Raw genomic sequence first — 22,688 nt, 5'->3', positions numbered from 1 at the left:
GCCAATAACATATTGGCGCTCTTTTTTATTCAATAGGAAAACAAGTTGCTATACGGTAAAAAAACCTGCTGATCTGTAGGTGCAACAGCTGATACGCGCTGATGAGTAAATGGATGTATAAAAGAAAGCTTAATGGCGTGTAAAGCTTGCTGCTGTTCTTTTAATCTCTTTCCTCCATAAAGCGTATCACCAAGTAATGGATGGTCAATGTGACTCATATGAACACGAATTTGGTGAGTGCGTCCGGTCTCTAGCGAAAGTTCAATAAGCGTTTCATTTTTTGCCGTATTACGCTTCAACACCCGGTAAGATGTTTTGGCAGCTTGTCCCGTTCTAGATACTCTTCTTCTTGTAGCGTGATGACGATCGCGTCCAATGGGTTCATTAACGATTCCTTCTTCTTTTTTTATGATTCCTTGGACGAGGGCAATATAAGTACGGTTAATTTTACGTTCAGCCAGCAGCTGATCAAACACAGAGCTTGCTACAAAATGCTTCGTGAACAAGATAGCACCTGATGTATCGCTGTCCAAACGGTGAACGTGTCTAGGCTTTGTTTTGAGGCCTATTTTTTGAAAATAAGCAGCTACAGCATTTAAAAGAGTTTTTTGATCTTGCTCTGATGAAGGATGAGTATCTAGGTTTATTGGTTTGTTTACGATTAGTACGTGCTCATCTTCAAACAAAATCTCTATATCAACATTGTAAGGGGTGATTTCATTAGGCTCTGCTTCAAAAAAAGGAAGTGACACTTTATCATGTTCCTTAAGAGTGTTTCTCCATGGTAAAGGCTCACCGTTTATAAGCACATTTTTATTCATTCGAAACTGATGCAGCGTTTTTTTAGGAATACGCCATTTCGTTTTTAAATAATCTTCAATTGTTTGCCCTGCATCATTTTTTGCGATTTTATCTTCTAGCCATTGGCCGTTTATACTCATATTTAATCCCTTCCTTACATACTAGTAAATATCCTTTAATCTTTTAAAAGAACTTGTAAATAATTAGGAGGAAATAACTACCTGAAGTTCTCGTTTTATGTTTATGTTATGCTAAATAAAGAGACATAAGTTAAGAGAAAAAAGGGGGGGTAACCATGAAAATTGCCCAAGCAGCTCCGCCAGAAATGGAGAATTACATAGAAGAGTTGACTGAACAGCTTCGCTATGACTTGTTACCTCGGTATGTATCTGTAGATAAGCTTAATCCTGATGAACTATTGAACCCAGATTATTGTACAGACCATTTATATAATGGCTTACTCGATGAAGCATTGCAAGTCATTAGTAGCCTTCAGACAATAATTGCCGTGATTGAAGCGATCCAACATCGGCCGATTGAAGAAAGCGACTGCGAGCAATTCGAAAAAAATATTGCAATTTTAAAAAAATACGGGTTTTTATTTCCTGTTTCCATTGAGTGTTTTGCAAAAGAAAACAATTTGATTACGTATTCGTATGAATCGTTTTATAATTCATACATAAATTAAAGAAAGAGGCTGGGACAAAAGCATTTTAGACGAAGTGAAGAACGAACCATTGATCGAGATTTTTGATTAGTGGTTCGTTTTTTTGTTATGGTAAACGTAAGTTTCATTTAGTTGTGTCTCAACTTATTTCTTTTTATTGGCATATTTCAGATTTCAATTGGACATTCAAAAAGAGCTTGTGATATGGTCAAACTTGTATAAATCCATCACAAAAAACAAATAGGAGCGAAAACATGACAAAAGCAAAATTATGTTTTATAGGTGCAGGCTTTCATGCATCAACGAACATTTATCCCTCAGTTATTGAAGCGGGAGCAGAAATTAAAGCAATTTCCACACGCAGTATGGAAAGATCAAAAGCTGCTCTTCAGCGATTTGGGAGCAGCGGTACGCCATACGATGATTATAAGAAAATGCTGAAGCAGGAAAAGTGCGACGGAGTAGTAGTTGTGGCACAGCCTGAAGATCATCCTGCTTTGGTGCTTGATTGCATTCGAGCGGGAAAAAATGTTTATGTGGACAAGCCTTTGGGGATGAATGAAAGAGAAGCAAAAGAGATTTCAGATGCTGCTAGGGAAGCTGGCGTAAAAGTAATGGTAGGTTTTATGAAGCGCTATGCACCTTGCTATATAAAACTAAAAGAGCTAATTGAAGAAGGAAACCTTGGAAACGTCCGTTCATTTCAAGCGAGGTTTGCTGTAGACAGTACCCCTTTTTGTAAAGATGAAGAGCAGTTTATGAAGCTTGCTGCCATACATATTGTTGATCTTGTCCGTCACTTGTTCGGCGAAGTCGTTCACGTGACAGGGTTCAGAAATAATCATGGTGAATATATTTCAAATAGTATTTCGCTGAAGTTTGACAATGGCACTGTAGGGAGCCTATATTTTACTGGCATGACAGCGTGGTCTCGCGAAAGCGAAAACTTATTAGTGACATTTGACAATGGCTTTGCTTTTGCTGATGAAGTAAACGCATTGACTATTCACGAATCTCAGACTTTTGATGATTTACCATGGAAGTCATTAAAAGAAAACGACCGTGTGTTTACACCTTCTGCTTCTCCAATGTCAGGAGCATATCGAGATCTTTACCTTCGTGGATTTGTTGGAGAGATGGCTCATTTCATTGAGTGTTGTACAAGTGATAAAGAAATTATTTCCAGTGGAAGTGACAATGTAAAAACGATGAAATTATGTGATCAAATACTGTCATCTTTAATGTAAAGAAAGCTTTAGAGAAAAGAATGTACGATGAATAAACTTCTGTAAATTATGTAAATCATACTAAATAATGTTATGATTAGACAGGCCGTATAGAGAAGAGCATTTATCTTTCATAAGATTACAGAACGTTTCAATCTTATTACATATGTTTAAAATTAGCCTAAATGGTTTCTTTTTACGTCTATATCATATACAATGCCCCCTAGATGATTTTTTCGAATAGCTAGTAATCGTTTGGGATTATGAAAGGAGATTAATCATGAAAAAACTGATGTATACATTGCTCATTGGGTTAATTGCTGCAGCTTTAACAGCATGCGGTTCAAACGATGATGCAAAGCAATCAAAGAGTGATGATCAAAAAACTGCACAAACTGAGCAGCAAAAAGAGGCTCAGAAGAAGCAGGAAAAACAAGCAAAAGAAATGCAGAAAAAATTAGATAAACAGAAAGTAGACGACAAAAAAACCGTAGCGGTTGTAAACGGTAAAAAAGTTTCTGGTAAAGAGTATAATGTAGCTCTTGCTACATCACAAAATCAATATCAACAAATGGGACAAGACCCAACATCTAAAGAAGCAGCTAAACAAGTAAAGCAGCAAACAATTGACAATTTAGTAGGTCAAACGCTGCTATTGCAAGAAGCTGAAAACAAAGGCTATAAAGCAACTGATGAAGAAGTAAATAAAAAGTTAAAAGAAACGAAAAAGCAGTTCAAGACAGATAAACAGTTTAAAGCGGCTTTAAAAGATGCAGGATTAACTCAATCACAATTAAAGTCTGAACTCGCTGACAGCATTAAATATCAGCAGTACGTAGATAAAGACATCCAAACACCAGAAGTAACAGATAAAGAAATTCAAGATTATTACGATCAATTTGCAAAACAAAGCCAAAGTCAAGCAAGCGGCGGTAAAGAACAATCTCAAATGCCAAAGCTTGAAGACGTAAAGCCTCAAATTAAGCAGCAGCTTGAACAACAAAAGAAACAAGAAGCATTACAGAAAAAAGTTGAAGAACTTAAGAAAAATGCAAAAGTTGAAGTGAAGCTTTAAATACAAATGAACCGGCCCTTTAAACGGCCGTTTTTTTGTTATGTACATTATTGCTTCTTGTCAGTAAAAAGGAGTGCGTGAAAGATTTTATTGTATTTTGACTTATAAAGTAAAAAGTGTTCTGATGATTTGCCTTCCATCCTATACTTTTCTTATATAGATATAAGAGAAATTGGGGGAGTCAATAAATGAAAAAGGTGGCTGTTTTTTTTGTTGGGCTTGTTTTTTTACTCGCGGGGATGGGTCTGACAGGCAATGCTTCTGCGGCGTCCAATCAACTTGTTATTATTAACAAATCTACTAACACCCTGGCTTTTTATGATGGAGGAAAACTAGTAAGGACGTTCAAAGTTGCCACAGGGAGGCAGATGAGCTATACACCGGAAGGTACCTTCAGCATTGTGAATAAAATTAAGAACCGGCCTTATTATAAAGACAATATTCGGGGCGGAGATCCTAGGAATCCGCTAGGTGATCGCTGGCTAGGATTAAATGCCCGCGGAACATATGGAACGACGTACGCTATTCATGGGAATAATAATCCAAGTTCTATCGGGACTTACGCAAGTTCAGGGTGCATTCGTATGTATGATGAAGAGGTACGCTGGCTGTTTGGCCGCGTTCAAACCGGTACAAAAGTGGTTATTGGTCAATTTCATTCTCAAAGTTTTGATTCAATCGCTGTTAAAAACAAATACAAAGTAAGCAGTGCTCCAGTCGCCCAGAATCTTTGTAAAACGAAAAAGCTCTCAAAAGGCCAAATTGGTTTTGTAACGATTCAATCACCGATGGTTTTGTTAAGAGAAGAAAAAGGAAAATGGGTAAAGATTCGTACGTTAAATCGCGGTGAACGCTATAATGTATATAAAATAAATGGCATTAAAGTCTCTTTAGGACCAGGATTTATTGAAAATTATCCTAATAAAAAAACATCCATAAAATTAGATATTTGCAAATAGAAAATGAGGCTGGGACAAAAGTATTTTAGCCTAAGTGAAAAATGAGCCATTGATCAACATGTTTGATTGGTGGTTCGTTTTTTTTTATTATGGTGAACGTAGGTTTCATCTGTTTTGTTCCTTCTAGCAGTTGTACGGAAATCAACAGCGGTGTCACAAGCTATTCATACGAGCTAATGCATCCATTTGTTCGTCTTTAGATTGGATTTATTTTGTTATGTCTCAGCCTCATTTTTTGAATTTTTAATAATGTTTATTATAATAAAAAACAGGGAAACTAATTGCCTAATGAAGAGAGAGAAAGGGTTGTTTTAACGTATGTCTACAATAGATTTATCAAAGTTCGAGAAAAAAATGATTATTCGTAACATCAAACCGGACGATATAGATGAAATTTTAGCACTTCAAAAGCTATCATTCCCCGGAATGGATCCGTGGAAAAAAGAACAGCTTGAAAGTCATCTGGCCATTTTTCCAGAAGGACAAATATGTGCAGAGTACGACGGGGAAATTATCGGATCTTGTTCAAGCTTGATTGTGAACTTTGATGAGTACGATGATCAGCATACGTGGGACGATATTACAGACGAAGGATACATTACAAATCATAACCCGGAAGGCTACAATCTGTATGGAATTGAAGTAATGGTTCATCCAAAGTATCGCGGCATGAAAATAGGACGCCGCTTGTATGAAGCACGTAAAGATTTAGCACGTGAATTGAACCTGAAAAGTATCATCATCGGAGGAAGAATTCCTAATTACCATAAGCATTCAGCTGAAATGTCGCCTAGAGAATATGTAGAACAAGTTATTCATCATAAAATTTATGATCCAGTCCTATCTTTTCAGCTAATGAACGGATTTACGCTTATGCGTATAAACCCTGGTTATCTTCCTGATGATCTAGCTTCTAATAAGTATGCAACGCTGATGGAATGGAACAACGTAGATTACGTTCGCCGTTCAAAACGCCATTTTAAAACGTCATTCCCAGTGCGCATTTGTGTTGTTCAGTATATGATGAAACAGATCAATTCATTTGAAGAGTTTGCAACACAGGTAGAATATTATACAGATGTTGCTTATGACGCAAAAGCCGACTTCTGCGTATTCCCGGAAATTTTCACAACTCAGCTAATGTCTTTCTTGAATGAAAAGATTCCAAGCAAAGCGGTTCAGCGCGTAGCAGAATATACGGAAGAGTACATTGAGCTATTCACTAACTTAGCGGTTAAATATAATGTAAATATTATTGGAGGATCCCACTTCGTCGAAGAAGATAATGGAGATATCTTTAATATTGCGTATCTATTCCGCCGAGATGGAACAATTGAAAAGCAGTATAAAGTGCATATTACACCTAATGAAAGAAAATGGTGGGGAATTAGCCCAGGAGATAAAGTCGAAGTGTTTGATACAGATTGCGGTAAAATTGCGATCCAAATTTGCTATGACATTGAATTTCCGGAGCTTGCTCGTATTGCTACAGATAAAGGTGCAAATATTATTTTTACACCATTCTGTACGGAAGACCGCCAAGGCTATCTGCGCGTAAGATACTGCTCTCAGGCCCGTGCGATCGAAAACCAAATTTATACGGTTATCGCAGGTACAGTTGGAAACCTGCCTGAAACTGAAAACATGGATATTCAGTACGCTCAGTCTGCTATTTTTGCACCGTCGGACTTTGAATTTGCACGAGACGGCATTGTAGGAGAATGTAACCCTAATATTGAAATGGTAGTTATTGGAGATGTAGATTTAGAAATTCTTCGTCGCCAGCGCCAATCAGGAACGGTTCGTCAATTAAAAGACCGACGCCATGACGTTTACAATATTAAATATAAAAAATAACGTATTTTCTAAAAACATCATGCAAATGCATGGTGTTTTTTATTTCAACTTTTGCCATAATAAAAACTATTACAATGAATTTTGTGGACTAACCGTGGAAAAGAGGGGAAAACATGAGTTTTCATGGACAATCGGTATTACCCGCTGTTCGAGATATGAAGCAATTGGAAAATTTTTTAGCAAGTAATTACGAGTACGGAGTTCTTTTAGACAATCAAGTGGGAATGCTAAAAGGAATTATGAGAGAGGTTCATAAGCATGAAAAGAAGTTAATCATTCATTTAGACTTAATTCATGGCTTAAAGCACGATGAGTATGCGGTTGATTTTTTGTGTCAGGAGTTTAAGCCTGCGGGGATTATTTCGACAAGAACAAACGTCATTTTAAAAGCTAAACAAAGAGGGATCTATGCCATCCAACGGGTCTTTTTATTGGACAGCACGGCTTTGAAGAAAAGCTACGAGTTAATGAAGAAAGTAAAACCCGATTATATTGAGCTTCTTCCTGGAATTGTGCCCACTTTAATCCAAGAAGTCAAAGCTGAAACAGGCATTCCGGTGTTAGCTGGGGGGTTAATACGAACCGAAGAAGAAGTTCGTAATGCTTTGGGAGCGGGGGCTTCTGCTGTTACAACATCAAATAGAGAACTGTGGAGTATTTCAACTTAAAAAAACTGTTTGACAACGCTTTCATCATCTAGTAAACTTCTAGATAAGTTAATAGATGTGAGGGAGAATAGGAGATCCACGGTATAGCCTTTTAATGATTTTATTAGGGGGATGTATGGTGGATTTTCTTATTTTCTTGTTGTTTTAATCGTTTTCATACGAAGGGGAGGTTATTTATATGCAAGCATTCTTAGGAGAAATAATTGGAACAATGATTTTAATTATCCTTGGCGCTGGTGTATGTGCGGGCGTCAATTTAAAAAAATCGTTTGCTGCTAATTCAGGATGGATCGTTATCACAATGGGATGGGGAATGGCGGTAGCGATGGCAGCATATGCGGTTGGTAATATGAGTGGGGCACACTTAAATCCAGCGTTAACCGTAGCGCTTGCTATTACAGGTGATTTTCCGTGGTCACAAGTACCGATGTACATTTTAGCTCAGTTTATTGGAGCCATTCTTGGTGCAACAGTTGTTTATTTACACTATCTTCCACACTGGAAAGAAACAAAAGATGCTGGTACAAAATTAGGCGTATTCGCAACGGGACCAGCAATTGCTAACCCATTTGCAAACGTTTTAAGTGAGGCAATTGGAACGTTTGTATTAGTTGTAGGAATCTTAGCAATTGGAGCAAATAAATTTACAGATGGATTAAATCCTTTAGTAGTAGGATTTTTAATCGTAAGTATTGGTTTATCATTAGGAGGAACAACAGGCTATGCCATCAACCCTGCTCGTGATTTAGGACCTCGTATTGCTCATGCTATCTTGCCTATACCTGGAAAAGGCAGCTCGAACTGGAAATACGCTTGGGTACCAGTAGTGGGTCCTTTATTAGGCGGATCAATTGGTGCAGTATTTTATCAAGCGGCATTCTTAAATAAAATGTCTAGCAGCTTATGGATTGTCTTAAGCATTGCGGTGATTGTTTTAGCTGTTATCTACGCTGTTTCTAAACAAAAGACAGCACAAATTCAATCAGCAGTAGTACCAAAAAAATGAATGCGCTTTACCATCTAACTATGTACAATAAAGAAACGACACTATACAGAGAATAGGGGATATTGATATGGAAAAATTTATTTTATCTTTAGACCAAGGAACAACCAGCTCACGAGCAATGTTATTTAATAAAAAAGGTGAAGTTGTACATGTAGCTCAAAAAGAGTTTACGCAATACTTCCCAAAACCAGGTTGGGTAGAGCATAATGCTAGTGAAATTTGGGGTTCTATCCTTGCTGTTATTGCATCTTGTCTATCTGAGTCAGGTGTTCATGCTGATCAAATTGAAGGAATTGGAATTACCAATCAGCGTGAAACAGCAGTAGTGTGGGAAAAAGCAACAGGAAAGCCAGTATACAATGCAATCGTATGGCAGTCTCGACAAACGTCTGCCATTTGTGAAGAGTTAAAAGCAAAAGGATTAAACGATACGTTCCGCGACAAAACGGGATTATTAATTGATGCATACTTCTCTGGAACAAAAGTAAAGTGGATTTTAGATAACGTAGAAGGTGCACGAGAAAAAGCGGAAAACGGTGAATTGTTATTCGGAACAATCGATACATGGTTAATTTGGAAGCTATCAGGTGGAAAAGCGCATGTAACGGATTACTCAAACGCATCCCGTACGCTTATGTTCAATATCTACGATTTAAAATGGGATGATGAACTGCTAGATATTTTAGGAGTACCGAAATCTATGCTTCCAGAAGTAAAGCCTTCTTCTGAAGTATACGCTCATACAGTAGATTATCACTTCTTCGGTCAGAGTATTCCAATTGCGGGAGCAGCAGGAGATCAGCAAGCCGCTTTATTTGGACAAGCGTGCTATGAAAAAGGAATGGCGAAGAACACGTATGGAACAGGTTGCTTCATGTTAATGAATACGGGTGAAAAAGCAGTTAAGTCCGATCACGGTTTGTTAACTACATTAGCATGGGGGATTAACGGTAAGGTAGAATATGCGCTTGAAGGCAGTATTTTTGTAGCAGGATCTGCTATTCAGTGGCTCCGCGATGGTTTAAGAATGTTTAAAGATGCGGCTGAAACTGAAAACTATGCAACACGAGTAGAGTCTACAGACGGTGTATATATTGTGCCAGCTTTCGTAGGACTTGGAACGCCATATTGGGATAGCGATGTACGAGGAGCGATGTTTGGATTGACTCGTGGTACAAAAAAAGAACACTTTATCCGTGCAACGCTTGAATCACTAGCTTATCAAACAAGAGATGTATTAAGTGCAATGGAAGCCGACTCTGGAATTACATTAAAAACATTGCGTGTAGACGGAGGAGCAGTTAAGAATAATTTCTTAATGCAGTTCCAAAGTGATGTGTTAGACGTTCCGGTTGAGCGTCCTCAAGTGAATGAAACAACGGCTCTTGGGGCAGCATATTTAGCGGGTCTAGCGGTTGGCTACTGGAAAGATTGCGATGAAATTGCGCAGCAGTGGAATATGGAAAAATCTTTCGAACCAAATATGGAAGAAGAAAAGCGTGAAGAATTATATAGCGGCTGGAAAAAAGCTGTGCATGCAACAATGGCTTTTAAGTAATTATTTGATGAAAATCCTTTAATTAAAAGTGTATGTATGATATAATTTACTCAAGTTAATAAATTGGTTGGAGAATCGGAGAGACCACAGATCCATATGTAGGCATACTATATATGTGATTTGTGGTCTCTCTTTTTGGTATATTGGAAAAATTTGATATCTTTGAAAAATGAAAGGGGAATGACTTATGTTTTCAAGTCAAACACGTTCGAATAAATTGGTAGACATGACACAAAATCAATATGATTTACTAGTAATTGGTGGGGGAATTACTGGTTCAGGTATTGCCCTTGACGCGACTCATCGAGGTATGAAAACGGCATTAGTTGAAATGCAGGATTTCGCAGCAGGAACGTCTAGTCGTTCAACGAAGCTTGTTCACGGCGGACTACGCTATTTAAAACAGTTTGAAGTTAAAATGGTAGCCGAAGTTGGTAAAGAACGTGCGATTGTATATGAAAATGGTCCTCATGTAACGACTCCGGAGTGGATGCTGTTACCTTTCCATACGGGTGGAACATTCGGTAAATTCTCAACTTCAATTGGACTGCGCGTATATGATTTCTTAGCTGGTGTAAAACGCTCAGAGCGCCGCAAAATGTTTAGCGCAGAAGAAACGCTTAGCCGCGAGCCATTGGTAAAATCTAAAGACTTAAAAGGCGGCGGTTACTACGTTGAATATAAAACAGATGATGCACGTTTAACAATTGAAGTAGCTAAAGAAGCTGCCGCAAGAGGAGCAGATTTAGTCAATTATACAAAAGTGGAAAACTTCATTTATGATAAAGGAAAAGTAGTAGGGGCTGTTGTTCGTGATCAGCTTACGAATAAAGAATATAATATCTATGCGAAAAAAATCGTCAACGCTGCAGGTCCATGGGTGGACACGCTGCGTGAAAAAGATAATTCAAAAAAAGGCAAGCAGCTTCAATTAACAAAAGGAATTCACTTAGTTATCGATCAAGAGCGCTTTCCGTTAAAACAAGCCATTTATTTTGATACACCTGATGGACGTATGGTGTTTGCAATTCCGCGTGATGGAAAAACATATGTGGGCACAACAGACACGGTCTATAAAGAAGACGCTAGACATCCGCGTATGACTGTAAAAGATCGTCAATATGTTATTGATGCGATTAACTATATGTTCCCAACGGTTGATATTACAGTAGACGATGTGGAATCAAGCTGGGCTGGTGTTCGTCCACTTATTCACGAACAAGGAAAAGACCCTTCTGAAATCTCGCGTAAAGATGAAATCTGGACATCGGAATCAGGTTTAATTACGATCGCTGGAGGGAAATTAACTGGGTACCGTAAAATGGCTGAAATTGTCGTAAATCGCGTAGCTGAAGATTTTAAAGCAGAAGGACGCGAATTTGAAAGCTGTCAAACTAAACATTTACCGATTTCTGGAGGTAATGTAGGAGGTTCAGGTGGGTTCCCAACGTTTGTAGAGCAAAAAGTCAAAGAAGGCATCAAACTAGGATTATCACGTGACGCTGCTGAAAAGCTTGTAAAACGCTATGGCTCAAACGTAGATAAAGTATACCGCTACATGATTGAACGTCCAGATCAGCTAAAAAACAGCGACCTTCCAGCTAGTGTATTTCTGCAAATTCAATATGGCATAGAAGAAGAAATGGTTTCAAAACCAGTGGACTTCTTTATTAGACGTACGGGCGCTTTATTCTTTGATATCAACTGGGTAAGAAGCTGGAAAAAACAAGTGATTGCTCATATGGCCGAAGAGTTAAAGTGGACGCCTGAGCAAACAAAAGCTTATACAGATGAATTAGAACAGCACCTTCATGACGCAGTTGTACCAGTAGATGAAAAAGTTAACCGTATGACAGGTATTTCATGATAAAATAAAAAGTACCTCAAAATTTGTCAATACAGCCATAATATAATAGCAGGAAGTCAAATTTTGACGAAGAAATATAATATGACTGTTAAAAAAAGAGAAAGACGATTACTCGTTTTTCTCTTTTCATACATATTTACATTTATATAAGGGGGCTTTTTTTTATGAGTTGGAAAGAAACGTATACATCTTGGGTTAATCATCCAAATTTAGATCCTGAATTACGTCAAAATTTAGACGCAATCAAAGGTGATGAAAAACAATTAGAAGATAGTTTTTACAAAACATTAGAATTTGGAACAGGCGGAATGCGTGGGGAAATTGGAGCGGGTACAAACCGTATGAATACGTATACAATCCGAAAAGCTTCCGAAGGCTTTGCTGAGTACATTAAACAAGCTGGCGAAGAAGCTATTAACCAAGGAGTAGTCATAGCGTATGATTCTCGCCACAAATCCCCTGAATTTGCAATGGAAGCAGCAAAAACATTAGCAAGTCACGGAATTAAAACGTATGTATTTGAAGAGCTAAGACCAACACCTGAACTTTCATTTGCAGTGCGTGAGTTAAACGCATTTGGAGGTATTGTTATTACAGCGAGCCACAATCCTCCTGAATATAATGGATACAAAGTATATGGTCCAGACGGTGGTCAGTTGCCGCCAAAAGAAGCTGATGAACTAGTTGGCTTTGTAAATGCTGTGGAAAATGAACTTGCATTAGCTGTTCAATCTGAAGCGGAGCTAAAAGAAAAAGGTCTTATTGAAATGATTGGTTCAGCGATTGACGAAGCATACAATGAGAAACTAAAAACGATTTTAATTAATCCAGAGCTAGCTTCTGAAACAGGTAAAGACTTAAAAGTGGTTTTTACACCTCTGCATGGTACAGCTAATAAGCCAGTTCGCAACGCGCTTCAATCCATCGGTTACGAAAATGTCACGGTTATTGAAGAACAAGAACTTCCTGATCCAAATTTCTCGACGGTTAAATCTCCGAATCCTGAAGAGCCGGCTGCATTTGAATATGCTGTTCGTAAAGGAAAAGAAATTGATGCAGATATCTTAATCGCAACGGATCCAGATGCAGACCGTTTAGGAATTGCTGTCAAAGATCCAAGCGGCGAATATGCGTTATTAACAGGAAACCAAACGGGTGCTTTATTGCTTCACTATTTGCTTTCTCAAAAGAAAGAAAAAGGCGTGCTGCCTGCTAATGGCGTTGTGTTAAAAACGATTGTAACGTCAGAAATCGGCGCACAAATTGCTCGTTCATTTGGACTGCAAGTTGTTGACACTCTAACAGGTTTTAAATTTATCGGTGAAAAAATTAAGCAATATGAGCAAACGGGCGAGTATACATTCCAATTCGGTTATGAAGAAAGCTATGGCTATTTAATTGGTGACTTTGCTCGTGACAAAGACGCTGTACAAGCAGCCATTCTAGCAGTAGAAGCTTGTGCTTATTATAAAAAGCAGGGCATGACACTATACGAAGCGCTTCAGCAAGTGTTTACTAAATATGGTTTCTATCGTGAAGGTCTGAAATCTTTAACGCTTAAAGGAAAAGAAGGATCTGAGCAAATTCAGCATATTTTGGCTACATTTAGAAATGAACCTCCTACTGACATTGCAGGATTAAATGTTTCGGTTGTAGAGGATTATACATTAAGTGAGCGTCAGCATATTAAAGCAGGAAAAGTAGAAGAAATTACATTACCAAAATCAAATGTATTAAAATATATCTTAGAAGACGGTTCTTGGTTCTGCCTTCGTCCGTCTGGTACAGAGCCAAAGGTGAAGTTCTATTTTGGCGTCGTGTCAGAAGATGAAGCAACAAGCATTGCTCATTTAGAAGCTGTACAAACAGCTGTAATGGGTGAAGTAGAACGTGTATTGGATAAAGTGAAAACGGTATAAAAGTAAAGCCTGCTCAAACTTGAGCAGGCTTCTTTTATGATACTTTGTTTGATTGCGTATTTGACAAGTACGAAGAAGATCGTAGGGCTTTATAAATTTTCGGAGCAAGCATAGCCCCAAGAACAGTAAAAATAAGATCCTTTACCGCAAACCACGACATAATCTTCCAAGCGGCTGCATATGTCATTGCAGGAGCTTCAAGCCAGTAATTAACTGCTGCATACATATACGTAGTACCAATTAAATAAATAACCGCAATACCAACTAGCGATGAAATTAAAAAGATAGAAAAAGTTGGCTTCCCGCGCATTTCCATAATTTTTCCTGTGATAAATGCTGCTACGATATAAGAAAGCAAAAAGCCGCCGGTGCTTCCAAATAAAATACCAATTCCTGCTTTAAATTGAGCAAATACCGGGGCGCCGGCAATGCCAATTAATACGTATACAATCATCGAAATAGAACCCATTCGGCTCCCAAGTAAAAGTCCTGCTAATATAACAAAAAAAGGCTGAAGTGAAAGAGGCACGCCGCCTACTTGTAAAAAAGGTGCCCAAGAAGTAATGTTTGCACCAATAGCCATCAGAGCCGCAAACATACCGGCTAGCGTTAAATCTAATGTGCGAAACCTTTTATTAGTACTCATATTGTTCCTCCCAGTATGTACTGAAATATCTTAGCGTATGTACTGAAGATTGTACGTCGAATTCACTTTTATGTCAACGGTAAAAATAAATATGTTTACATATATTATGTGAGGTTTTTTGAAATAAAGTATGCATATTTTTAGTGCAACATAAAAAAATAAAGAAGGGAATTCATCCCTTCTTTGTCCAAGTGTGTGTATCAAAAATACTAGTACAATGATTCTTCCAGAAGCTCCGGGTTGTGCTCCGAATATTCCGTTGCATGATCAATGTAGCGTAGTAAGGAATAAAGCTCTTCTTGAATGATGCGGTAGTTTCGTTCGAAATTGTAGGCGTGCAAAAAATGTTCAATCTTTTTTGAAAGAAAATCGTCGTCTGTTCGAACCATTAAAATTAATAAGTTATCCCATTGTGAACGGTGTGTGTAATACAAAGCTCGATCATAATCAATTACATCCATTAATAACGTTCCTCCTTTTGAGGAGTTGAAATTAGTGTATGATATTTGCGGGAATTCTTACGCTGTAAATGTTGGGCAAAAGACCAGTGCATAATTAAAAGAGGTTGTAGTTATTATGCAAGAAGAATAAACGTACAGCACCTGATAAATCATAAGAAAAGCAAAGAATGATGCAGCATAACAGTTATATTACATCCATTATTTAAGACAACTAAATAAAAATCCCCTTTTCTTGAAAAAATAAAGCTTCTTTTTGATGAAAACACATGAATTGACATGTTTGTACATAGATTGAAGTAAGGAGTGAAAGGGGGAGCTGTCGTGAAAGAAGCAGATTATAAGCAATTATACCGTGCGATTGATGAAATTACGGAAATAGCTAGCGGTTTCGGCTTAGATTTTTATCCGATGCGCTATGAAATTTGCCCGGCAGATATTATTTATACGTTTGGTGCATATGGGATGCCAACTCGTTTTTCACATTGGAGCTTTGGAAAACAATTTTACAAAATGAAATTACACTACGATCTGGGATTGAGTAAAATTTATGAATTAGTTATCAATTCAGATCCTTGTTATGCATTTTTATTGGATTCCAATGCGCTTATTCAAAATAAATTAATTGTAGCTCACGTGTTAGCCCACTGTGACTTCTTTAAAAATAACAGCCGTTTTGCCAACACTAAACGGGATATGGTAGAAAGTATGGCAGCGACCGCTGATCGAATTAAAGAATACGAAGTAAAGCACGGTAAGCGTGAAGTAGAAAAGTTTTTGGATGCTGTCCTATCGATTCAGGAACATATTGATCCGTCCCTTATGCGTGCCAAGCTTTCTTGGAGCATAGATGATGTAGAATCATCGGAAGAAGAAATCATTTCTCCTTACGATGATTTATGGAATTTGGATTATAAAGAAAAGAAAAAACCAAAACCTCCAAAGTCTTTTAAAAAATTTCCGCCTCAGCCTGAAAAAGACATCTTATTATTTATCGAAGAATACAGTCCTTATCTAGAGGATTGGCAGCGGGATATTTTAACGATGATGCGAGAAGAAATGCTTTATTTCTGGCCGCAGCTTGAAACAAAAATTATGAATGAAGGCTGGGCTTCTTTCTGGCATCAGCGCATTATTCGAGAAATGGATTTAACGAGTGATGAAGCGATAGAATTCGCCAAGCTAAATGCAGGGGTTGTGCAGCCGTCTAAGACGGGAATCAATCCATATTATTTAGGTTTAAAAATCTTTGAAGACATTGAAGAACGCTACAATAATCCAACAGAAGATATGATTCGCCGGGGCGTGGAGCCGGGGTCAGGAAGAGAGAAGATGTTTGAGGTACGTGAGGTTGAATCAGATATTTCCTTTATCCGCAATTACTTAACAAAAGATTTAGTCATGCGGGAGGATATGTACTTATTCCAAAAACAAGGAAAAGACTATAAAATCGTCGACAAAGAGTGGACAGAAGTTAGAGATCAGCTTGTTAATATGCGCGTAAACGGCGGATTTCCTTATATCACAGTAACCAATGGAGACTATCTAAAAAATGGAGAGCTCTATTTAAAACACTGGTATGAAGGAATTGAATTAGATGTCAAATACTTAGAAAAAGTGGTACCGTACGTTCATCAGCTTTGGGGCCGCCCCGTTCATTTAGAAACGGTAATGGAAGGCAAGCCAATCGCCTTTACGTATGATGGAAAAACAGTGCATAGAAAACATTTGTAAAAAAGAAGACCGCTTAAACAGCGGTCTTTTTGGGCTTCTGTAACTTATCCATATAAATTGAAAAAATAAAATTACTATGCAATAATCAAATGAGAATTACTTTCATTTAGAAAGGAAGATAAGATGTTTGTTGTAAACGCAAGTTTTGAAACAGAAAAGAAATTTGAAGAACAGCTCAAGCAAAAAGCTAAGAAAAACAAAAGAGAAATTGAGGCAGCCAAAGGAAATTTATCGTTCGAATGCTGGAAAAAAGATTCCGCAGATAAAGTTGAATATGTTTTTGTATCCAAGTGGGAAGACAAGAAGTTCTTTCAAGCGTGGATCTCAAGAGAAGAACATGTGAACGAACATAAAGAAGCGAATAAAAAGAAAACGAAAGCATGTGCTGAAGCTATGGAAATCAAGAAAACGCTGCGCTTTTATGAGGCGGTAGAAGAGGACATTCTTTCCTAAAAAAGCATGCTTGACTTTCATAAATGTTGTAACTATAATGATTACAACAAAATAGGAGTGAGAGCAATGAAAATTAGCAGTCGATTCACCGTGGCCGTTCACATACTATCTTTAATTAAAGTAGATAGCAGTCATCCTAGTACTTCAGAGTGGATTGCTAGCAGTGTAAATACAAATCCTGTTGTTATAAGACGAGTAATTGGGATGTTAAAGAAAGCTGGACTCGTGGGTGTAAAAGCCGGAGCTGGCGGAGCTTATCTATTGAAAGATTTAGAAGAGATAACGTTGTTAGACGTTTATCGAGCGGTGGCGGCAGTGGAAGAAGGAGAATTGTTTCAAATGCATGAAAATCCGAATGTGGAGTGTCCTGTAGGAGCCAATATTCAAAGTGTCCTTGAATTGATTTTAAAACGTTCTCAAGATGCCATGGAACAAGTCTTAGCCGATGTGACCATGAAAGAATTAGTGACGGATTTAATAGCAAAAATAGATGCGTAATAACATGCTTCTGTTCGTAAAAAAAACGGAGAAACCTAGGTTTCTCCGTTTTTTTATAGCTTCACAATTGTTCGTCCTCGAGCTTGTCCTTTTAATAAAGTCGGAAGTACCTCAGGGAGCTGTTGTAGTGAAATTTCCTGTTGAATGAAAGGTTCAAAGCTTTCAGGCTTAAAGTCACTAGCGAGTCTATTCCAAATCTCTTTTCGAGTAGGCATTGGACAGTAAACAGAATCGATACCTAATAAATTAATCCCTCTTAAAATGAAGGGGAAGACGGTTGTTGGCACTTTGCCTCCAGCTGTTAGCCCGCTGACAGCTACAGAGCCGCCGTACTGAATTTGACTGAGAACAGAAGCTAGAGGCTCTCCCCCCACAGGATCCACCGCAGCAGCCCATTTTTGTTTGCCTAATGTTTTTAATTTGCCGTTATAAACATCTTCACGCGCTACAATAGAGGAAGCGCCAAGCTCTTTCAAATAAGCTGCTTCCGAGCTTTTTCCCGTACTTGCTTCCACTGTGTAGCCTAATTTTGAAAGAATGGCAATCGCAAAGCTTCCTACACCTCCCGTAGCGCCTGTTACAAGCACAGAGCCATTAGATGGACTAGTATGGTTTTCCTCTAAGCGATGCACAGATAAAGCAGCTGTAAAGCCAGCTGTTCCGATAATCATTGCTTCTTTTAACGTTAAATTTTGAGGAAGAGGGACAATCCATTCGCTGCGTATGCGCGCATACTCACTATAGCCTCCAAAGTGTGATACGCCAATGTCATAGCTTGTTGCGATGACATGATCACCTTCTTTAAAATCAGGGCTGTCAGAAGATACAACGACGCCTGCTAGGTCGATTCCTGGGACAAACGGGTAGCTTGTCACAATATTGCCGTTTGCGATGCTGGCTAAGCTATCTTTATAATTCACTCCTGAATAATGAACGCGAATAAGTACATCGCCTTCTGGCAAATCGTTTAGCGTCAGTTCTTGGACGGACGCCTCCACTTGGTCTTCACTTTTTTTATCTACGATTAATGCTGAAAATGATTGCTCCATTTTATTTCTCCTTTCTATACTGAGATGTATACATCTATACATAGATTACCTTCTTTCTATACCCATTATAGAAAATAGTAAAAGAAGTTCCTAATACTTTGATTACGAAAGAGATCATTTCATTATAAAATAGCGGTATAGCTATTAGTTAGCAATACATAGAAAAGAGGAGAAGAGAAATGAGCACAAATGTATATTTTAACCATGATGCAGGCATCGATGATTTAGTATCGCTTTTTTTACTGCTGCAAATGGATGATGTAAAAGTAACGGGAGTATCTGTTATTCCGGCTGACGGATATCTAGAGCCAGGTATCAGCGCAAGCCAAAAGATTATTGATCGTTTTGGAAGTTATGATATTGAGGTTGCTAAATCTACTTCACGCGGTATGAATCCATTTCCAAAGGAGTGGCGCATGCATACGTTTTATGTAGATGCACTGCCGATTTTAAATGAAAAAGGGGAAGTACAAACAAAAATAAGTCAGCTCCCTGCTCATGATCATTTAATCGAGACATTGCAGCACACAGCCGGGAAAACAACTTTATTGTTTACAGGACCGTTAACAGATTTAGCAAGAGCACTTGAAAAAGCGCCGGAAATAGAAGAGAAAATTGACAAGTTAGTATGGATGGGCGGTACATTTCAAGAAGTAGGAAATGTACAGGAACCTGAACACGATGGAACGGCGGAGTGGAATGCTTTTTGGGATCCAGAAGCAGTAGCGAAACTATGGGAAAGCAAAATTAAAATTGAGATGGTTGCTTTAGAAAGCACGAATCAAGTTCCTTTAACACCGGCTATTCGTCAAATGTGGGCTTCACTTCGAAGATATGAAGGAGTAGACTTTGTAGGGCAGTGCTACGCGGCCTGCCCGCCGCTTGTGCACGTTGAAACCAATTCAACATATTATTTGTGGGATGTACTCACAACAGCATTTACAGGGAATTCAACACTTGTGAAGGTAAAAACGGTTTCGAGTATTGTGCATACAGAAACACCGAGCCAAGGAAGAACAGAAATTTCCGAAGAGGGACGACCTGTAGATATCGTATATGATGTCACAGCTGAAGCATTCTTTACGTACATTACAGATTTGATGAAAAAAGCAGTAGCCAAATAAAGAAAAAGGTTGCACATGAAAGTGTGCAACCTTTTTAATGAATCATATTCAAGAATTGACGTGTCCGCTCTTGCTGAGGATTTAAAAATATTTGATCCGGTATCCCTCTTTCCATAATGACACCTTGATCCATAAAAATAACTTCATCCGCTACTTCACGGGCAAAGCGCATTTCATGAGTTACCACCACCATCGTCATTCCTTCTTTTGCCAAGTCTTTCATGGCTTGAAGAACGTCTCCTACAAGCTCAGGATCAAGAGCTGAAGTAGGCTCATCAAACAGCATAACTTTTGGGTCCATCGCCATTGCTCTGGCGATGCCAACACGCTGTTGTTGTCCGCCAGACAGCTGGAAAGGATAAAAGTCGAGCTTGTCTCCTAAGCCAACTCGTGTTAATAATTCTTTCCCTCTTTTTTCTGCTTCTTGAGTGGAAACACCTTTTACAATTACAGGACCTTCCATAACATTTTCAAGCGCAGTTTTATGAGGAAACAAGTTATAGTTTTGAAAGACCATACCTGTTAGGCTTCGAAATGAAGTAATGTCTTTTTTGCGAACAGGCTTGGTAAAATTCATGCTTTTTTTATCAAGTTCAATCGTGCCGTCTGTTGGGATTTCTAACAGGTTTAAACAACGTAAAAAAGTTGTTTTACCCGATCCAGAAGGGCCGATTAATACAATTACCTTGCCCTGTTCAACTTCTAAATCAATTCCTTTTAATACTTGCAAATCACCGAATGATTTATGCAAATTTTTGATATTAATCATATAAAAAACTCCTTTAGCTACTTGAAACGGTTATTTAGATACGTAACGATCTAGTCTTATTTCAATGCGTCCTTGGATAATGGATAAGATTGTGCACATAATCCAGTACAATAGAGCTGCTTCACTATAAAGAAGTAAAAACTCATAGTTAGTTGAAGCAATTTCTTGAGCTTGACGGAACATTTCAGAAACAAGAATAAGCGATGCAAGTGACGTGTCTTTAATAAGACTAATAAAAGAGTTAGATAATGGCGGAATCGATACACGTGCTGCTTGCGGTAAGATAATCCGTCTTAACGCTTGGGAATAGGTCATACCAAGTGAGTAGCCAGCTTCCCACTGTCCTTTAGGAATAGATTGAATTGCTGCTCGAATAATTTCAGATGCATACGCACCTACACTTAATGAAAATCCAATAACAGCAGAGATAAATGGATCAATTGTTATATCTAAGTTAGGTAATCCGTAGAAAATGATAAATAATTGCACAAGCAAAGGCGTTCCACGAATAATTGAGACATATACACGTGCAATCATGTTTAATACCTTACTTGACGACAAGCGAGCAAGTGCTGTTAAAACAGCTAACACAATGCCTATGGCAAAGCTTATTAATGTTAGTGGAATAGAATATTGAATAGCTCCCTTTACCATTGGTAAGAGAGATGATTGAGCGATTGAAATCAATTGATTCAATCGCTCTCCATCAGGAAAAATATTATTTAGGAGAAACATCTTCGCCAAACCATTTCTTAGAAATTTTTGCGTATGTTCCGTCTTTTTTCATATCTTTCAATGCTTTGTTTACTTTATCCACTAACTTACCGCTGTCTTTTCTAAACATAAAGCCGCTTGCAGCACCATCGGATTTTTCATCCGCGATTTTGATAGGTGCGTTAGGGTGCTTTTTCTTATAGTCAAGGAACGATAATTTATCGTTGATTGTAGCATCAACACGGTTTGCGCTCATTAGTTCTACTGCTTGAGCAAAACCTTCAGCACTCGTAATGTTTGCACCATAAGATTGAGCCATGTCTTTATAGTTACTTGTTAATGACTGCGCTGATTTTTTTCCTTTTAAATCTTTAAATGATTTGATATCTTTTTCGTCTTTACGAACAATTAATACAGCGCCTGACTGGATGTATGGATCAGAGAAATCGTATTTCTTTTGACGATCTTCACGAATACCAACTTCATTAGCAATCATGTCAAAGCGTTTAGCATCTAATCCGGCAAACATGCCATCCCACTGTGTTTCTTTGAACTCAGCTTTTACGCCAAGACGTTTAGCTACTTCTTGAGCCAATTCTACATCAAACCCAGTTAGCTTTTGTTTGTCGTCATGAAAAGTGAACGGAGGGTATGTACCTTCAGTTCCAATTGTTAATACGCCATCTTTTTTCACTTTATTATATAAATCTTCTTGTGCAGATTTATTGTCTCCATTGTTTGCTTCATTTTTTGAGCTAGAACCGCATGCGGCAAGCACAACTGTGAAAGCTAATAGTAGCGACAAAAGTGCAGCAAATTTCTTCATTTTCTAAACCCCCTAGTATTCTGATAGGAAATGATACTCTGTGATACTAAACAAGAACACAGCAAAAGTCAACAAAAAAAACTTATACGATTAATGTGACTTAAAATAAGGGAAATATACCTTCTATACACGGTTTGTCATAAGGATACAGAAAGATTTTAAAATTTGGATTAAGTGGATTTTTAAGGGAGATTTGAGGAGTAAAAAGGAAGTTTCATGCGACGATTTTCTCTTTCATTTTTTCATGACTTTTGGTGCAATAAACATATAGTTAAATGTTAAGGTAGAAATAAATTCCTTATGGTACACTTAAAGAAGAATTTATGAAACGGAGCGATATGATGAAAGCCATAAACTTAATCTCAATTGCCTTTGGTGCTATCGCTGGTACATATGCACGTTATTTGCTGAATCTTTCCTTATTATATACGGGCTATCCAATAGGAACGGTAATTGAAAACCTATTAGGAAGCTTCATACTAGGCCTATTAACAGGATTTTTTGTGTGGAAAAAGCCAAAAGAATGGATAAAGCTTGGACTAGGAGTTGGCGTATGCGGCGGTTTTACAACGTATTCAACGTTTGCAGGAGACGTCATTTCTCTCACTCAGCACCATTTATTTTGGGGAGCAATTTATGTAATTGTCTCTTTAGTAGGTGGAATCTTTCTTGCTTTAGCAGGCTATCTATGCGGTGAAGCGGCAGGAAAAAATTTAGTGAAAGTACATGAGGTGAACTAAATGAGCATAGTGAGCTTGGCACTTGGCGGGGCAGCTGGAGGAATATGCCGTTATCTTTTGGGTTTAAAAGTTAC

Annotated in this window: 22 protein-coding genes; 15 read left to right on the top strand and 7 right to left on the bottom strand. The window is 38.1% G+C overall.

The window, feature by feature from the left end:
* Positions 1 to 29: 29 nt before the first annotated feature.
* The gene (locus AC3WJG_RS23400) at positions 30 to 941 is read right to left on the bottom strand and encodes an RluA family pseudouridine synthase (RefSeq protein ID WP_098332953.1); all 912 of its coding nucleotides are present in this window, start codon (positions 939 to 941) and stop codon (positions 30 to 32) included.
* Positions 942 to 1,096: 155 nt separating this feature from the next.
* Between AC3WJG_RS23400 and AC3WJG_RS23395 the strand changes: the two genes are divergently transcribed.
* From AC3WJG_RS23395 to AC3WJG_RS23350, 10 genes are all read left to right on the top strand, one after another.
* A complete protein-coding gene (locus AC3WJG_RS23395) occupies positions 1,097 to 1,489 on the top strand; it encodes a YhcU family protein (protein ID WP_013081630.1) in 393 nt (130 codons plus the stop codon).
* Between the two features lie 233 nt (positions 1,490 to 1,722).
* Positions 1,723 to 2,715, top strand: a complete 993-nt coding sequence (locus AC3WJG_RS23390; RefSeq protein ID WP_098433061.1) for a Gfo/Idh/MocA family protein — start codon at positions 1,723 to 1,725, stop codon at positions 2,713 to 2,715.
* Positions 2,716 to 2,974: 259 nt separating this feature from the next.
* Entirely contained in the window at positions 2,975 to 3,769 is a 795-nt protein-coding gene (locus AC3WJG_RS23385) for a SurA N-terminal domain-containing protein (protein WP_028410243.1), read from the top strand.
* A 188-nt stretch (positions 3,770 to 3,957) separates the two neighbouring features.
* Positions 3,958 to 4,728, top strand: a complete 771-nt coding sequence (locus AC3WJG_RS23380; RefSeq protein WP_102813494.1) for a L,D-transpeptidase — start codon at positions 3,958 to 3,960, stop codon at positions 4,726 to 4,728.
* A gap of 318 nt (positions 4,729 to 5,046) precedes the next feature.
* Positions 5,047 to 6,585 (top strand): carbon-nitrogen hydrolase family protein, encoded by a 1,539-nt coding sequence (locus AC3WJG_RS23375; RefSeq protein ID WP_013055260.1) that lies wholly within the window; start codon positions 5,047 to 5,049, stop codon positions 6,583 to 6,585.
* A 113-nt stretch (positions 6,586 to 6,698) separates the two neighbouring features.
* Entirely contained in the window at positions 6,699 to 7,253 is a 555-nt protein-coding gene (locus AC3WJG_RS23370) for a glycerol-3-phosphate responsive antiterminator (protein WP_013081633.1), read from the top strand.
* 178 nt (positions 7,254 to 7,431) lie between these two features.
* A complete protein-coding gene (locus AC3WJG_RS23365) occupies positions 7,432 to 8,259 on the top strand; it encodes an MIP/aquaporin family protein (RefSeq protein WP_028410245.1) in 828 nt (275 codons plus the stop codon).
* A gap of 67 nt (positions 8,260 to 8,326) precedes the next feature.
* On the top strand, positions 8,327 to 9,817 hold the full coding sequence (glpK, locus tag AC3WJG_RS23360; protein ID WP_028410246.1) for a glycerol kinase GlpK: 1,491 nt from the start codon (positions 8,327 to 8,329) through the stop codon (positions 9,815 to 9,817).
* A 187-nt stretch (positions 9,818 to 10,004) separates the two neighbouring features.
* Positions 10,005 to 11,684 carry a glycerol-3-phosphate dehydrogenase/oxidase gene (locus tag AC3WJG_RS23355; RefSeq protein WP_016762944.1) on the top strand — a complete coding sequence of 560 codons (1,680 nt, stop codon included), beginning with the start codon at positions 10,005 to 10,007 and terminating at the stop codon, positions 11,682 to 11,684.
* Between the two features lie 164 nt (positions 11,685 to 11,848).
* Positions 11,849 to 13,603: a phospho-sugar mutase gene (locus AC3WJG_RS23350; protein ID WP_028410247.1), complete on the top strand. Its 1,755-nt coding sequence runs from the start codon at positions 11,849 to 11,851 to the stop codon at positions 13,601 to 13,603.
* 34 nt (positions 13,604 to 13,637) lie between these two features.
* Here the strand turns inward: AC3WJG_RS23350 and AC3WJG_RS23345 are convergent, their stop codons facing one another.
* Positions 13,638 to 14,249 (bottom strand): biotin transporter BioY, encoded by a 612-nt coding sequence (locus tag AC3WJG_RS23345; RefSeq protein WP_028410248.1) that lies wholly within the window; start codon positions 14,247 to 14,249, stop codon positions 13,638 to 13,640.
* 209 nt (positions 14,250 to 14,458) lie between these two features.
* Entirely contained in the window at positions 14,459 to 14,710 is a 252-nt protein-coding gene (locus AC3WJG_RS23340; protein WP_013055267.1) for a YhdB family protein, read from the bottom strand.
* 321 nt (positions 14,711 to 15,031) lie between these two features.
* Between AC3WJG_RS23340 and AC3WJG_RS23335 the strand changes: the two genes are divergently transcribed.
* The 3 genes from AC3WJG_RS23335 (at position 15,032) to AC3WJG_RS23325 (ending at position 17,392) form a co-directional block, all read left to right on the top strand.
* Positions 15,032 to 16,441 carry a SpoVR family protein gene (locus AC3WJG_RS23335; RefSeq protein WP_013055269.1) on the top strand — a complete coding sequence of 470 codons (1,410 nt, stop codon included), beginning with the start codon at positions 15,032 to 15,034 and terminating at the stop codon, positions 16,439 to 16,441.
* A gap of 123 nt (positions 16,442 to 16,564) precedes the next feature.
* Positions 16,565 to 16,894 carry an antibiotic biosynthesis monooxygenase family protein gene (locus tag AC3WJG_RS23330; protein WP_102813495.1) on the top strand — a complete coding sequence of 110 codons (330 nt, stop codon included), beginning with the start codon at positions 16,565 to 16,567 and terminating at the stop codon, positions 16,892 to 16,894.
* A gap of 66 nt (positions 16,895 to 16,960) precedes the next feature.
* Positions 16,961 to 17,392, top strand: a complete 432-nt coding sequence (locus AC3WJG_RS23325; RefSeq protein ID WP_013081642.1) for an Rrf2 family transcriptional regulator — start codon at positions 16,961 to 16,963, stop codon at positions 17,390 to 17,392.
* Positions 17,393 to 17,445: 53 nt separating this feature from the next.
* Here AC3WJG_RS23325 and AC3WJG_RS23320 read toward each other — a convergent pair whose 3' ends face one another.
* A complete protein-coding gene (locus AC3WJG_RS23320) occupies positions 17,446 to 18,441 on the bottom strand; it encodes an NADPH:quinone oxidoreductase family protein (protein ID WP_060745387.1) in 996 nt (331 codons plus the stop codon).
* A 179-nt stretch (positions 18,442 to 18,620) separates the two neighbouring features.
* On the opposite strand from AC3WJG_RS23320, the gene AC3WJG_RS23315 reads away from it, so the two are divergent.
* Entirely contained in the window at positions 18,621 to 19,565 is a 945-nt protein-coding gene (locus AC3WJG_RS23315) for a nucleoside hydrolase (RefSeq protein WP_028410251.1), read from the top strand.
* A 34-nt stretch (positions 19,566 to 19,599) separates the two neighbouring features.
* Here the strand turns inward: AC3WJG_RS23315 and AC3WJG_RS23310 are convergent, their stop codons facing one another.
* Genes AC3WJG_RS23310 through AC3WJG_RS23300 form a run of 3 tightly spaced genes read right to left on the bottom strand, consistent with a single transcriptional unit; the run spans position 19,600 to position 21,874 of the window.
* Positions 19,600 to 20,334, bottom strand: coding sequence for an amino acid ABC transporter ATP-binding protein (locus AC3WJG_RS23310; protein WP_028410252.1), 735 nt, complete (start codon positions 20,332 to 20,334; stop codon positions 19,600 to 19,602).
* A gap of 30 nt (positions 20,335 to 20,364) precedes the next feature.
* The gene (locus tag AC3WJG_RS23305; RefSeq protein ID WP_034276677.1) at positions 20,365 to 21,069 is read right to left on the bottom strand and encodes an amino acid ABC transporter permease; all 705 of its coding nucleotides are present in this window, start codon (positions 21,067 to 21,069) and stop codon (positions 20,365 to 20,367) included.
* Positions 21,053 to 21,874, bottom strand: coding sequence for an amino acid ABC transporter substrate-binding protein (locus AC3WJG_RS23300; RefSeq protein ID WP_028410254.1), 822 nt, complete (start codon positions 21,872 to 21,874; stop codon positions 21,053 to 21,055). Before AC3WJG_RS23300 ends, AC3WJG_RS23305 begins: the two co-directional genes overlap by 17 nt.
* 323 nt (positions 21,875 to 22,197) lie before the next feature.
* Here AC3WJG_RS23300 and AC3WJG_RS23295 point away from each other — a divergent pair, with 323 nt between their 5' ends.
* Entirely contained in the window at positions 22,198 to 22,614 is a 417-nt protein-coding gene (locus AC3WJG_RS23295) for a fluoride efflux transporter FluC (protein ID WP_492588628.1), read from the top strand.
* Positions 22,615 to 22,688 lie beyond the last annotated feature (74 nt).

Source organism: Priestia sp. FW507-14D1A (assembly GCF_058781295.1).
The sequence above is the reverse complement of the archived record's forward strand: the minus strand, read 5'-3'. Positions and strand labels throughout refer to the sequence as shown.

Bases quoted from the DNA above. Each gene is read 5' to 3' on its own strand.
- AC3WJG_RS23365 (WP_028410245.1), top strand. From the start codon at position 7,432: ATGCAAGCATTCTTAGGAGAAATAATTGGAACAATGATTTTAATTATC.
- AC3WJG_RS23350 (WP_028410247.1), top strand. From the start codon at position 11,849: ATGAGTTGGAAAGAAACGTATACATCTTGGGTTAATCATCCAAATTTA.
- AC3WJG_RS23325 (WP_013081642.1), top strand. From the start codon at position 16,961: ATGAAAATTAGCAGTCGATTCACCGTGGCCGTTCACATACTATCTTTA.
- AC3WJG_RS23345 (WP_028410248.1), bottom strand. From the start codon at position 14,249: ATGAGTACTAATAAAAGGTTTCGCACATTAGATTTAACGCTAGCCGGT.
- AC3WJG_RS23320 (WP_060745387.1), bottom strand. From the start codon at position 18,441: ATGGAGCAATCATTTTCAGCATTAATCGTAGATAAAAAAAGTGAAGAC.
- AC3WJG_RS23355 (WP_016762944.1), top strand. From the start codon at position 10,005: ATGTTTTCAAGTCAAACACGTTCGAATAAATTGGTAGACATGACACAA.
- AC3WJG_RS23375 (WP_013055260.1), top strand. From the start codon at position 5,047: ATGTCTACAATAGATTTATCAAAGTTCGAGAAAAAAATGATTATTCGT.
- AC3WJG_RS23400 (WP_098332953.1), bottom strand. From the start codon at position 941: ATGAGTATAAACGGCCAATGGCTAGAAGATAAAATCGCAAAAAATGAT.
- AC3WJG_RS23370 (WP_013081633.1), top strand. From the start codon at position 6,699: ATGAGTTTTCATGGACAATCGGTATTACCCGCTGTTCGAGATATGAAG.
- AC3WJG_RS23305 (WP_034276677.1), bottom strand. From the start codon at position 21,069: ATGTTTCTCCTAAATAATATTTTTCCTGATGGAGAGCGATTGAATCAA.
- AC3WJG_RS23295 (WP_492588628.1), top strand. From the start codon at position 22,198: ATGAAACGGAGCGATATGATGAAAGCCATAAACTTAATCTCAATTGCC.
- AC3WJG_RS23315 (WP_028410251.1), top strand. From the start codon at position 18,621: ATGAGCACAAATGTATATTTTAACCATGATGCAGGCATCGATGATTTA.
- AC3WJG_RS23395 (WP_013081630.1), top strand. From the start codon at position 1,097: ATGAAAATTGCCCAAGCAGCTCCGCCAGAAATGGAGAATTACATAGAA.
- glpK (WP_028410246.1), top strand. From the start codon at position 8,327: ATGGAAAAATTTATTTTATCTTTAGACCAAGGAACAACCAGCTCACGA.
- AC3WJG_RS23330 (WP_102813495.1), top strand. From the start codon at position 16,565: ATGTTTGTTGTAAACGCAAGTTTTGAAACAGAAAAGAAATTTGAAGAA.
- AC3WJG_RS23380 (WP_102813494.1), top strand. From the start codon at position 3,958: ATGAAAAAGGTGGCTGTTTTTTTTGTTGGGCTTGTTTTTTTACTCGCG.
- AC3WJG_RS23385 (WP_028410243.1), top strand. From the start codon at position 2,975: ATGAAAAAACTGATGTATACATTGCTCATTGGGTTAATTGCTGCAGCT.
- AC3WJG_RS23390 (WP_098433061.1), top strand. From the start codon at position 1,723: ATGACAAAAGCAAAATTATGTTTTATAGGTGCAGGCTTTCATGCATCA.
- AC3WJG_RS23310 (WP_028410252.1), bottom strand. From the start codon at position 20,334: ATGATTAATATCAAAAATTTGCATAAATCATTCGGTGATTTGCAAGTA.
- AC3WJG_RS23300 (WP_028410254.1), bottom strand. From the start codon at position 21,874: ATGAAGAAATTTGCTGCACTTTTGTCGCTACTATTAGCTTTCACAGTT.
- AC3WJG_RS23340 (WP_013055267.1), bottom strand. From the start codon at position 14,710: ATGGATGTAATTGATTATGATCGAGCTTTGTATTACACACACCGTTCA.